We start from the raw sequence: 13,051 nt of genomic DNA, 5'->3' as shown, positions 1-13,051 counted from the left end.
CCACAACAGAGCTATCAGCCATCAGCCATCAGCGATATTAATTACTCTGATTGCATTGATTTCTCCCAATGGGAATTTGCCCAGATTTTTCCCTATGTTTGCACTTTATTTGAAAAATATTAGAGAAATAACGGGAAATGTCACAGACACAGGAAGATTTTAAGAGAATTATATCATTTGCAAAGGAATACGGCTTTATCTATCCATCAAGCGAAATCTATGATGGACTTAGTGCAGTTTACGACTATGGTCCACTTGGTGTAGAACTCAAAAATAATCTCAAACAATACTGGTGGCAATCTATGGTGCGCCTAAATGACAATATCGTCGGTATTGATAGTGCCATATTTATGCATCCTATGATCTGGAAAGCAAGTGGTCACGTCGACGCTTTCAATGATCCGATGTTGGATAATAAAGATAGCAAGAAACGTTTTAGGGCGGACGTTCTTATCGAAAATCACATTGAGAAGATAGAAGATAAAATTACTAAGGAAGTTGATAAGGCTGCCAAAAGATTCGGTGAAACCTTTGATGCTGCTATGTACAAGGAAACCAATCCGCGTGTCATGGAATACCAAAATGAAGTGACTACCTTAAGTAAAAGACTTGCTACTGCGATGAGCGAAGGCAATATGGCTGAACTCGGCAAGATCATCGAAGATTTACAGATCGCTGACCCTGATTCCGGTTCGCGCAACTGGACAGAAGTTCGTCAGTTTAACCTGATGTTTTCTACTCAACTAGGCAACATAGCAGGGCAGGAGGAGAAGCTGTATCTGCGTCCGGAAACGGCTCAAGGTATTTTTGTCAACTTCCTGAATGTTCAGAAAACCACCAGACAAAAGATTCCATTCGGTATCGCTCAGATAGGAAAGGCTTTCAGAAATGAGATCGTAGCGCGTCAGTTTATATTCCGTATGCGGGAATTTGAGCAAATGGAAATGCAGTTTTTCATAGCGCCTGGTACAGAATTGGATTGGTTTGAAAAATGGAAAGCTCAACGAATGAAGTGGCACCTAGCTTTAGGGACACCTGCGAATAAATTAAAATTCAAAGATCATGATAACTTGGCCCATTATGCCAATGCCGCGACTGATATCCAGTTTGAGTTTCCATTTGGGTTTAAGGAATTAGAGGGTATTCACTCGAGAACTGATTTCGACCTCAAGAGTCACCAGGAATTGTCGGGTAAAAAATTAACATATTTCGATCAGGAGAAGAATGAAGCTTATGTGCCTTACGTCGTTGAGACATCTATTGGGGCAGATCGTATGTTTCTTGCTATGTTGAGCAATAATTTGAAAGAGGAATCTGTACCTGATTCTAAAGGGGAAGATTCTACAAGACTTGTATTCAAGATTCACCCGGCACTTGCTCCTGTAAAATGCGCAGTATTGCCATTGGTCAAAAATAAAGAAGAGCTTACTTCTAAAGCTAAAACCATTTATGACAAATTAAAATTGCAATTCCAGTGTCAATATGACGACAAAGACGCTATAGGCCGTCGTTACAGAAGGCAGGATGCTATTGGAACACCGATTTGTATTACGGTAGATTTTGAGACGTTGGATGATAATTGTGTTACTGTGAGGGACAGAGATACCTTGGTTCAACAGAGAGTTCCTATCGAACAATTGTCAGCTATCATCGCTGAGAAAACTGATATGTCAAAGGTATTGGAGCAATTGGTATAATCCAATAAATCAATTTTTTTCTATAAATATCGACCGTTAGTCTAATTTTGCCTACTTATATATAAATAATTTATATATTGGTCACTTATATATGATTCAAAACACTTGTGGTATGAAGAGTTAACATTTACTCCAATAAACACGCATTTTAACTTAATAAACAAAACCAAATACAATGTTATTCAAAAAAAGAAAAATTGGCATAATGATCTTATTACTTATTATCACTACGGCTTATGTTTTTCAGGCAGAAAAAAGTGTACCTCCACCATGCGAATATCAGCCTTTTCCTGCTGGTGCTACAAAAACATATCAGGATACTCTTGAAATGCTTGTACACAACACTAGTGTTTTCTTTGAATGTAAATACCAAACATCCGTAGGGCAGTTAAATGAAGCAGACCTTCCACCTATGAATCTTTGTAATAAGGCTGCAAATGCTGTCCAATATGCATTTCCTGGAAGATGCCAGAGTGTTGATGGAGATCCTTGTCCTCCACCACGCTGCCTAGTAAGTGTATTGCCGGGTTTTGTAACCAAAATTAAAGATTCTAAGATCATCATAGAAGATGCACAAAACGGTATAACTGAATGCCCGGCTAAATTAATTCAAGGGCAAACATATTACTATCGATTTGAGTTTGACAAAAACACTGTTTCCCAATATGACAGCACTTTTCGAATCTCATTGTCTCTACCAAATGGGGCGAGCCTAAGCAGAAAAGAGAAATTTTAATAAAATAGTTAGCTTGTTTTTGTAGTTTTGAATTCCCTGAAACGATCAGTAAATGAGTTCAAAGTATATAAAATTGTTGTTAACAATAGCTTTTGTTGTTGGATACAAACAATTTATATACAATCAACACCCGATGAACTCATCTCCTGAGTCGGAACAGACTAATTGGGTCAAGACACGAGAAGGAATTAATAATAACTACAAATTATATAACAGAGGAGTCCTGGATGCTTATCTGAATAAGGCTTTGCAAAATAATGACCTCCTTAAGGCTGCTGAAATCTCTAATTTTGGTTTTGTAACTGCTTATAATCATGGTCTCTGGTTAGAACTTAATTATTTCTTACAAAAGGCACAATCAATTCTTCCCCATTTAGTTGATCCTGAATTAAAGCGTAAATATTATTACGACTACTTCGATTATTCTACAAAGAATTTGTGGCACGAGAATGATTATCAAAAAATTGATTCATTTCAGAAATACACTATAAAGATCATCAGAGGTTGGGGAAAATTATCTGAAATCGATAAATATTGGTTAGGTTATGCTTATAGGAATTTGGGAAATAATGCAATTAACCGTGACTTAACTGCCGCATTGGGGTACTATAATGAAGGAAAAAAAGTCGATCCTAATAGCCTCTACACCAAAAAGAAAATTGCGGAGTATTATTCATTCTTGAATGATTCTGCCCAATCTTTCAAAATATACAGAGAGAGTATAAATTCCGGTATAAAAAACACCCCTAAAAATAACTACAATGAGCAGTTATGCGATATTTTAGTGCAATTCACATACGAGCAATTAAAGTTTGACGATATCAAAGGGGCGCAACAAAGTTTGAGTCTTCTCGATGTTTATAAAACTGATAATGAATATAATAACCTCCAAAAGATATACTTAGAAGGGAAAGTCCATTCGGCAATGGGTAAATACGATTTGGCAAACAAATATCTGCAAAGTTTTATCTCAATAAGCGAACGCAGATATGGGAAGAAAAAACAGTCTTCTATTCTTGCCACATATGATCTAGCAAAGAATGAATTTGCTACAAAAGACTATCGACAATCACTCGCCTCTATCCAAAAAGCCCTGATTAATTCATCACTCCAGTTTTCTAATGCAGACATAAATAAAATCCCGGATCCTGATCAGATCATTTTTAAAAATGAAGCAATAGATTTACTCCAGTTAAAAGCTAGAAGCCTTTATGCATTAAGTGATTATATCACTGCTATCAAAAGTAATGATTTGGCATTCAAATTGATAGAAAGGGTGCAATCAAACTTTCAAAATGATGAAGAGATCAGTTCTAGTAATAACGAATACAAAGACATATATGAAGATCAGCTTGACTATTTATATGTTCTTCAGAAAGGAAGCGATGACCGGGAAATCGCGGAGCAGGCACTTCAAGTATTTGAAATGAGTAAAAATTCAATTCTGCTCAAAAATTATCGCAATTCGAATGCAATGGTCTTCGGCGGCATTCCTGAGAATCTGATCCAAAAGGAGTACCGTATCAAAAATGAACTTACAAGTTTGGAGAAAACAATCCGTGACCAAGCGGAAGGTAGTAATTTCAATAATACAAATGAGTTACTCAATTTAATCAGTGCTAAAAAGAAAGAGTATAATTCAATTATTCAAGATTTTAAGATACGTTATCCCAATTATTTTAGGCTGAAGTATAACTATAAATTTGTGGAGATTAATGACGTAACCTCCAATCTGGAAGAAGGAAAGGCAATGGTTCAGTATTTCATGGGTGAAAGATATATTTATGCCTTAGTAATCAATCGAAATAAAAGCAATTTTTATAGACTTTCGAGGACTGAGGATGTTAAGCAAAGACTATATGATCTGACATATGGAATGGAGCTTTATGCTTCCAATGAGTCAGAATACTTTAGTAAAAGATATGATCTGACTTATTCCCGGCTTGCCTACAAACTCAATAATTTACTAATAGAGCCTATCCGGCCATCCCTGAGTGGTATAACAAAAATGGCGCTCATCGTCGATGGTGAACTAGGCTTTCTACCTTTTGATATTTTGCTGACTTCAGCAGTCGACATAGACAAGATCCCCATGTATAAATCATACCCGTTTCTATTAAAAGATTTTTCAATCAGCTACAACACTTCCGGTACTTTATGGTTAGAAATGGAACTTTCTGATGACAAGTCTAAAAATATTTCATGGACAGGTTTTGCACCATCATATGATGTGACGAGCCAGTCATCACCTTATAATCTTGTTAACTCTAGCAAGGAGATCCGGCGGCTCTCTTATGAATTGGGAGGTAGTTACTTTGTTGGTAAAAACGCGACGAAGAAAGTATTTCTCGAAGAGGTCAATGAGAAATCATTGGTTCAATTCGCGGGTCATTGTATAATTAACGACAAATACCCGGATAGTTCGTATCTGGCCTTTACGGATGTAGGGTCAGAAGCAAAGGATTGGAAACTTACAGTGAATGATATCTACGGTATTCATGTCAGTTCGAAATATGTAGTACTGTCTGCATGCGAAACGGGCATAGGTCTCATCAAAAAAGGGGAGGGAATCATGAGTCTTTCAAGGGCATTCGCTTTTGCAGGTGCTTCATCAATTCTCTCTACATTCTGGAAGGTGGATGATAAATACTCTTATACGCTTATGTCGGAATTATACAATTATTTGAGTAAGGGGATGACAAAGGACGATGCATTAAGAAATTCTAAATTGGATTTTATAAAAAGTGTCAGTAATGCAGAAGCGCATCCTTTTAATTGGGGATCATTCGCCACTATTGGCAATACTAGCAGTATAGATTTGGAAAAATTCACGCCTTGGTGGCAATACCTTATCTACATCTCTTTGCTAGTAGGACTCGTAATTGGTCTTTGGATTTTTTTTGTAAGATGGAGAGGGTGAGGTCAGAGGTCAATAATCAGTAATCAGTAGTCAGTAATCAGTAATTAGTAATCAGTAATCAGTAATCAGTAATCAGTACTCAGTACTCATTACCCATTACCTATTACCTCATCACCCTATCTTTTTCCCACGCCTTTATATATATTAGAAAAATTAATGAAATATTTTTTAAACAAAGCTTTGTGCAATTGGAAAATAGTCGTAACTTTGCATCCACTTTGAGAAAAGAGGGCAAAATAAGTAGTCCAAACATAGGAATCTAGCTGTTTTGAGCCATTTTTGAGAATAATTTTTAATCGTAATTACACAAAAAAGCATAATATGCCTACTATAAATCAATTGGTAAGAAAGGGCAGGAAAGTAGTCGAAATCGCCAGCAAATCAAGAGCTCTTGAGTCTAGTCCTCAGAAGCGTGGTGTTTGTACAAGAGTTTATACTACTACTCCTAAGAAACCGAACTCAGCACTTAGAAAAGTAGCGAAAGTAAGGCTTACCAACCAGATAGAAGTGATCGCTTATATCCCTGGAGAAGGTCACAACCTTCAGGAACACTCCATCGTATTGATCGCTGGTGGTAGAGTAAAAGATTTACCGGGTGTTAGATACACCATCGTTAGGGGAGCTTTAGATACTGCAGGTGTTAACAACAGAAAGAAAAGTCGTTCACACTACGGAACTAAACGTCCTAAGAAATAATATTATTAAGAAGCAAATAACAGCTTAAAAGAACATGAGAAAAAGGAAACCAAAAATTAGAATGATTGAAGGAGATCCAAGGTACAATGATACCATGGTGACTAAATTTGTCAATCATCTAATGTATGAAGGGAAGAAAAGTACCGCCTTTCAAATTTTTTACGATGCAATGGATATCGTTAAAGAGAAATTAGGAGAAGATGAGCACGAGGCTTGGAAAAAAGCTCTCGGTAATGCCATGCCTCAGGTAGAAGTTAGATCAAGAAGGATTGGTGGAGCTACGTTCCAGATCCCTACTGAACTTCCTGCTAACAGAAAGATCTCTATCGGTATGAAATGGTTGATCACTTTCGCAAGAAAAAGAAGTGGTAAAGGTATGGCCGATAAACTTTCTGCAGAACTAATCGCAGCAAGCAAAGGTGAAGGTGCCGCTGTAAAAAGAAAAGAAGATACACACCGTATGGCAGAAGCCAACAGAGCATTCGCTCACTTCAAAGCTTAATTTTTTTAACACAGATTTTTTCAAAATAGATATAAATGTCTTCCAAACTTAATTTAACCAGGAACATTGGTATTGCTGCACATATCGATGCAGGTAAAACAACCACTACCGAGCGTATCCTTTTTTACACAGGTATAAGCCATAAGATCGGAGAAGTACACGATGGTGCTGCTACAATGGACTGGATGGAACAAGAGCAGGAAAGAGGTATTACAATTACTTCTGCTGCTACCAAAACTCACTGGGATTGGAAAGATGAGCACTATTCTATCAACATTATCGATACTCCGGGTCACGTGGATTTTACCGTTGAGGTAGAGCGTTCACTTAGAGTACTAGATGGTGTTGTTGCACTTTTTAGTGCAGTTGATGGTGTTGAACCACAATCAGAAACAGTTTGGCGTCAAGCTGACAGATATAAAGTACCTCGTCTTGGTTTTGTAAACAAAATGGACAGACAAGGTGCGGATTTCTTCAATGTTGTAAAACAAGTGAAGGAGATGTTGGGCGGAAACGCTGTTCCTCTTCAGGTGCCTATCGGTGCAGAAGAGAACTTCAGAGGAGTCGTAGACCTTATAACGAATGAAGCAGTAGTTTGGAATGAAGATGATTATGGTATGACTTACAAGACTATTCCTATCCCGGAAGATCTTGTTCAGATCGTAGCTGATCAAAGAGTTCAAATGCTTGAATCAGTAGCTGAATATGATGAAGCAATCATGGAGAAATATTTCGATGATCCGGATTCTATCACCCCTGATGAGATCAGAGCAGCTATCAGAGCAGCAGTGGTTGATATGAAGATCGTACCTATGATGGCCGGTTCTTCATTCAAAAACAAAGGTGTACAGGCGATGTTGGATGCAGTTTGTGCATTCCTTCCTTCACCATTGGATGTTGAAGCGGTAGAAGGTATCGATCCTCGTACAGATGCTCCTGCATTCAGAAAACCAAACGTTACTGAACCATTTGCAGCACTTGCATTCAAGATTGCTACGGATCCTTTCGTAGGTCGTCTTGCTTTTATGAGAGTTTATTCAGGTAAACTTGATGCCGGTTCTTATGTATTAAATACAAGATCTGACAATAAAGAACGTATTTCTCGACTTTATCAGATGCATGCCAACAAACAAAACCCGATCGATAGGGTAGAGTGCGGTGATATCGCAGCTGCTGTTGGATTTAAAGATATTAAAACAGGTGATACACTTTGTGATGAGGCGAATCCAATCATTCTGGAGTCTATGACTTTCCCTGAACCGGTTATCGGTTTAGCTATTGAGCCTAAGACTACAAAAGATCTTGAGAAATTGGGTATGGCTTTGGCTAAATTAGCTGAAGAAGATCCTACTTTCAGAGTTAAATATGATGAGGATACAGCTCAAACGATCATCGCAGGAATGGGTGAACTTCACCTTGAGATCATCGTGGATCGTCTTAGAAGAGAATTCAAAGTTGAAGTAAACCAGGGAGCTCCTCAGGTCAACTACAAAGAGGCCTTAACTAAAATGGTTAATCACCGTGAGAAGTTGAAAAAACAATCAGGTGGATCTGGTCTATTTGCTGATATGGAATTCGAATTAGGTCCTGCGGATCAGGAATTCCTTGACAGCGAAGATTTCAAAAATGGTAAAACCAAACTTCAGTTTATCTGGGGTATTGTGGGTGGATCAATTGATAAAAACTATATCAAACCAATCACTGACGGTTTCAACCAAATGATGGGTAATGGTATCCTTGCAGGTTACAACATCGACAGTATGAAAGTACGTGTTCATGATGGATCAATGCACTCAGTGGATTCAAAACCAATCGCATTCGAATTGGCTGCTAAGGAAGGATTCAGAGAGGCAGCTAAGAAAGCAGGTGCTGTACTTCTTGAGCCGATCATGAAGCTTGAAGTTACAACTCCTGATGAATACACAGGTTCAGTGATAGGTGACTTGAACAGACGTCGTGGTCTTGTAAAAGGACAAGATGTGAAGTTCAACGCGGTTATCGTGAAAGCTGAAGTTCCACTTAGTGAAATGTTTGGTTATGTAACACAATTACGTACCATCACTTCAGGTAGAGCATCTTCATCAATGGAATTCTCACATTTCAATCAGGCTCCTGCGAATATCGCAGCTGACGTGATCGAGAAAGCTAAAGGTGCTGTAAAAGCATAATATAAGTACAAAAAGGATTTATTTCCTTCAGAATATAAAAGCTCTGGTCGTTTGATCAGGGCTTTTTTGTTTGGATATCATCATGATTCTCTTTTTTCAATTCAATTATTTTATATTTGCTAACTTTCATAACCTCTGTTTAATTTACAGCGATAATAAATTGAAAAATTACCCGATTCTTGAATTAAAAATCAAATTTGATATCAGAAAGTCCATATTAAAATTGTCTGTATTAATTTTACTTCTCTCATTCTTCACAAATGATACAAGTGCTCAGAGCATTAAAAGAAATTTCAGAGAGTTAACAATTTCAAACGGACTTTCCCAGAATATGGTCAGTAGCATCCTCCAAGACCACAATGGGTACATGTGGTTTGGGACAAAAGACGGGCTGAATCGTTTCGATGGATATTCCTGCAAAATTTATAAATCTGATCTGTTTGACAGCACTTCTATAAGTGACAATCATATCACTTGTTTGTATGAAGACAAGGATAATAATTTATGGGTAGGAAGCAGATTGGGAGGGCTTAATTTGTATGTTCCGGGTGCTGATTTCTTTATAAAAGTTATAGATTCCAGGTTTGAAGGAAAATCTATAATTATCAATTCGATTTCGGGTAATTTCCAAGATGGGATATGGATTTCAACCCTGGATGGCCAATGCTTTGGGCTGGATATATCGAATTCAAAAGACGCTAAAAGTCTAAAAGTCAAGTTTTTAAAAGTAGCAGGATTGGGCACTCCGGATAAATCCAAAGTTCTGAACGTCTATTTGGATCAACATAAATTGCTTTGGATAGCAACTATTAAAGGACTTCAAATATATAATCTAAAGAATAAACAACTTGATGCTACCGGACTAGCTTTTTCTACTACTAAAGTATTCGACAGGAACAATGCAATTGATAAAATTGTCTATTCCCCTTTTCGTGAAAGCATCTATGAAACTGTTGAGGATGAAGTTGGCAATATCTGGTTAGCCGGTGATGCAGGATTGTATATGTTTGACAATAAAAAACGAGATTTCTTATTTTACAAGTTAGGTGGATGGGTCAAGACAATTTCTATTTCTCACAATAGAAACGGTGAAAAAGAAGTTTGGGCCGGCTCATTCTCAAATGGTCTAATGATTTTGAACATAGTCACTAATAAGCTCGAGGTCATTGAATATGATAATTTTTCCAATCTAGGAGTATTAAATGGGTTGGTACACAAGATTTATAAGGGAAGTGATGGGACGGTCTGGATGGGAACAAATGGCAGAGGCGTTGTTTATTTTTCGCCCAATAATTCTTTATTTCAAAACAATATGCCCAAAAAATTAATGAATTTTCAGCCAAGTGTATATTCAATATTCCCCATAAAATCACATGGTGATAAGTCTATAATTATTAATACGATGCAGTATTTTTATCATGAAGATCTGACCTATGGACATTCAAAGTTTGATACATCCTTTTTTTCAAGGATTACTTATGAAGATGAGCATGGTCAAATCTGGATGGGTAGTACTGATGGTTTGGTGACATATAATCCAGAAACTAAAAAAATTATTCCCATAGATTCTAAAGAAGAAATTGTTTATGGCATTTATGGAATTGGTCAAAAAATTTGGTACACGACACCAAATTCCCTAAAACTTTACAATACTCTAGACAATACGATCCGCTCATTTCAATTACTTGGGAAAGAGGACCACTCAAGCATCGTGTCTCATGAATCGCTTTATTCCACCCTTAAAGCTGATAGCGACGGAACCTTATGGATTGGTGCGGTAAATGGTCTTTATCATTTTGATCCGATCAAGGAAAAATTCAGGGTGGTGTATAAAAACGATCCCAAAAATCCAAAAAGTATTAGTTCAAACGAAATAAAATCCATTTTGCCGGATCCTATCCAACCTGATAAAACTTTGTGGGTAGGCACGACAACCGGATTAAACAAATTGAATAAAGCAACCGGAACATTTATACATTATAATATTTCTGATGGCCTTCCGAACAATACTATTTATGGAATATTGGCAGATACAAGTAGCAATTTGTGGTTAAGTACCAATCATGGCCTTTCTGTATTTAATATCCTGAAACAAAGCTTTACGAATTTTGATGTGCATAATGGTTTGCAGAGTAATGAATTCAACACCGGTGCGTATTATAAAAGCAGTGATGGTGAGATGTTCTTCGGTGGCATCAGCGGATATAATCGTTTTTATCCCGATAAGATCAATCTTCCATTAAATAAAATTCCGATTGTTATTACTGATGTCAATCTTCCCGGCTCTAAATTTCCTTATCGTTTCTCTTTTTTTCATGGTAATTTACTTACCCATGATAATAACAATATTAGTATTACGCTTGCATCTTTGGACTATGCTTCTCCGGAGAAGTTAAGATATGCTTACCGGATATATAATAATGATACTTCCTGGATCATGCTGGGGAATAACAGAAATGTTACCCTTAGTAATCTTAGCCCCGGCAAATATATTTTTCAAGGTAAGGGAACAGATGCATTTGGCAGATGGGGTGAAAATGTCGTGGAAATGGTGTTTGTAATTTCACCGCCTTGGTGGAAATCCCTTTGGGCATATTTTTTCTATTTGATATTATTAGGTAGTCTGATGTATTACCTATGGAATCGGAATAAACAGCGACTTGTTCAAAAGCATCAACTTGAAAATGAGCGGAGAGAAGCGGCTGCCATCATTGAACTTGATCTAGCCAAGACAAAGTTTGTCGACAATATCACGCACGAATTCAGGACGCCACTTACGATGATTTTAGGACTGACGGATGCAAACAATGTAAATGAGGATATTAATCCGGAGAAAGTTTCTCAGAAAAATGCAACTATCAGAAGAAATGGCAAGCAACTTTTAAATCTGGTAGACCAATTACTGGAATTGTCCAAGTTAGAATCCGGCAAACAAACTATTGATTTGGAAGCAGGAGTGTTGAGTGGATACTTATCACATTTAGTAAATTCATTTGAATCTTTAGCCAATTTAAGTGGAATAAAAGTTATTCACAATATAGATTTTGGCGAAAAAGTATTCCTTTATGATGCTGTCAAAATTCAACAAGTATTGTCCAATCTCATTTCTAATGCAATCAAATTTAGTAAAGATGGAAGTGAAATAATTGTCCATTCGAGCCTAAAAACAACAGATGAAAAGGAGATATTGACTGTACAAGTAATGGACGAGGGAATGGGTATTCCGGAAGATGAATTAAAATACGTTTTCGACCGTTTTCACAGAGTTAAAATAAATGAGACTAAGCAACTTCCAGGCACAGGTATTGGTTTGGCACTTGCAAAAGAGTTGGTGGAAATAATGGGTGGAACTATTGATGTTCGTTCTGAATACGGGAAGGGTAGTGTCTTTAGTTTTGAAATACCTATTTTGAAGTCAGAAGACAAATCTACAAACATCAATAATGAGATAAATGATCAACTATTGACATTTTCTCCTGTGAAATCAGACTTAGTTACTGAGCAAGAAAATTTAATTGTAGACCCATTAACTGAGGAGGAAAGCGATCTTGCAGTCATTTTGATCGTCGAGGACAATGAGGATGTTCGGAATTATATTCAATCATGCGTCAGCGAGAAATTTAAAGTCATTACCGCTGTCAATGGTGTGGACGGATTAAATAAAGCCCTGGAATTCATGCCCGACATCATCATCAGTGATGTGATGATGCCGGAGAAAGATGGTTTTACTTTGTGCGACGACATCAAAAATAACCCGATAACCAGTCATATTCCGGTTATACTTTTGACAGCGAAGGTCGATGCAAAGTCGAAAATTGAGGGATTAAGGAAAGGTGCAGATTCATACCTTGCTAAGCCGTTTGACAGGGAAGAATTATTGCTGATCCTGGACAACATGATATCTTTGATCAGAAGCATGCAGATCCGGCATTATGCAATCATGAACAGCGATCTCCCGGAGAATCTCAGGAATGAATCCACACTGGAAGATGATTTTATCAACCGCGTTTTGTCAATACTTGAAAGCCATTATGCTAACGAGGAATTTTCGATAGAAGACATGGCAGATCAGGTATTTATGAGCAGAAGCCAATTATTTCGTAAAATAAAAGCCATGACAAGTCATTCTCCATCCACTTTTCTCAGAAGTTTTAGATTGAAAAAGGCAAAAGAATTACTGCTTGCCAGACCTGATTTGAATATTTCAGAAGTGGCATATTCTACAGGATTTAGTTCTCCGAAGTATTTTTCAAATGTATTTTTGGAAGAATTTGGGCATCGACCGCGGCAGTGATTGCATATTTAGCTTAAGTTTTGGTGGATCTGTCTGTA

The 13,051-nt window shown here is 37.2% G+C and carries 7 protein-coding genes; all 7 read left to right on the top strand.

Translation table 11 applies throughout. From position 1 onward, the window contains the following. Positions 1–137 precede the first annotated feature (137 nt). The 7 genes from IPI15_RS12685 to IPI15_RS12655 all read left to right on the top strand — a co-directional run bounded on the left by IPI15_RS12685 (position 138) and on the right by IPI15_RS12655 (position 13,013). Positions 138–1,697: a glycine--tRNA ligase gene (locus tag IPI15_RS12685; protein WP_287420550.1), complete on the top strand. Its 1,560-nt coding sequence runs from the start codon at positions 138–140 to the stop codon at positions 1,695–1,697. A gap of 205 nt (positions 1,698–1,902) precedes the next feature. Then, positions 1,903–2,433, top strand: a complete 531-nt coding sequence (locus tag IPI15_RS12680) for a hypothetical protein (protein WP_287403561.1) — start codon at positions 1,903–1,905, stop codon at positions 2,431–2,433. A gap of 52 nt (positions 2,434–2,485) precedes the next feature. Beyond that, positions 2,486–5,353: a CHAT domain-containing protein gene (locus IPI15_RS12675; RefSeq protein ID WP_287420548.1), complete on the top strand. Its 2,868-nt coding sequence runs from the start codon at positions 2,486–2,488 to the stop codon at positions 5,351–5,353. A 321-nt stretch (positions 5,354–5,674) separates the two neighbouring features. After that, positions 5,675–6,049 (top strand): 30S ribosomal protein S12, encoded by a 375-nt coding sequence (rpsL, locus tag IPI15_RS12670; RefSeq protein ID WP_287403563.1) that lies wholly within the window; start codon positions 5,675–5,677, stop codon positions 6,047–6,049. A gap of 34 nt (positions 6,050–6,083) precedes the next feature. Next, a complete protein-coding gene (rpsG, locus tag IPI15_RS12665) occupies positions 6,084–6,551 on the top strand; it encodes a 30S ribosomal protein S7 (protein ID WP_287403564.1) in 468 nt (155 codons plus the stop codon). A gap of 35 nt (positions 6,552–6,586) precedes the next feature. Further along, positions 6,587–8,719: an elongation factor G gene (gene fusA, locus IPI15_RS12660; protein WP_287420546.1), complete on the top strand. Its 2,133-nt coding sequence runs from the start codon at positions 6,587–6,589 to the stop codon at positions 8,717–8,719. A 223-nt stretch (positions 8,720–8,942) separates the two neighbouring features. Further along, on the top strand, positions 8,943–13,013 hold the full coding sequence (locus IPI15_RS12655) for a hybrid sensor histidine kinase/response regulator transcription factor (RefSeq protein WP_287420544.1): 4,071 nt from the start codon (positions 8,943–8,945) through the stop codon (positions 13,011–13,013). The last annotated feature ends 38 nt before the right edge of the window (positions 13,014–13,051 follow it).

The organism is Candidatus Brachybacter algidus (assembly GCF_016707225.1).
Taxonomy (GTDB): Bacteria; Bacteroidota; Bacteroidia; order Chitinophagales; family Saprospiraceae; genus Parvibacillus; species Parvibacillus algidus.
Note: the sequence above shows the minus strand (reverse complement) of the source record. Positions and strands in the feature narration are given on the sequence as shown.